The 647-nt window shown below is 48.7% G+C and carries 1 pseudogene; it reads left to right on the forward strand.

Going from position 1 to position 647, the window contains the following annotated elements:
• Positions 1–132: 132 nt before the first annotated feature.
• Positions 133–647 (forward strand): annotated as a pseudogene (locus R7Z47_RS25290) (IS21 family transposase); the annotation flags it as partial.

The following is a 647-nucleotide window of genomic DNA, read 5'->3' on the forward strand; positions in this document are numbered from 1 at the left end:
TAGCCTAACTCCGAAATCGGTGATCGGAATAGCGAAAACCGCGATCGGAATGCCCGAAATCCTTCCTTTTTCTCTTTTAAATCAATAACTCGCTCTTCTTTGCTTCTTAAACAAGAACGTAAGGAAGCGCCAATGGCCAAAAAGAGAACTCCAATGAACAAAATCAAAGAGGTATTACGCCTTAAGTACGACTGCGGTCTCTCCAATCGTGGTATCGCTTCTTGCTTGAAACTCGGCCCGTCCACCATATCGGAACTCCTGACTCGCTTTAAACAAAGCCAACTTGGCTGGCCTCTACCCGAAAGTTGCAGCGATGCTGATCTCACGCAAGCGCTGTATCACAGCAAGAAAGCCAGTCGCGATAAAGTCATGCCAGACTTCACTCAATACGCAGTCGAACTCAGACGTAAAGGCATGACGAAGATGCTGCTCTGGCAGGAATATCATGAGCAATATCAAGAGCAAGCTTACGCTTACACTCAGTTCTGTGAGCACTTCACTCGCTGGTTCAAAACCCAAAAGCGCAGCATGCGCCAGCTTCATGTTGCGGGTGATAAGCTGTTTATCGACTACTGTGGGCCGAGGCTTCAGGTGGTCAACCCTGACACAGGAGAAGTGCGTGAAGCGGAAGTGTTCGTCGCGACCTT

It is taken from the genome of Vibrio sp. 1641 (assembly GCF_033339995.1).
GTDB lineage: Bacteria > Pseudomonadota > Gammaproteobacteria > Enterobacterales > Vibrionaceae > Vibrio > Vibrio alginolyticus.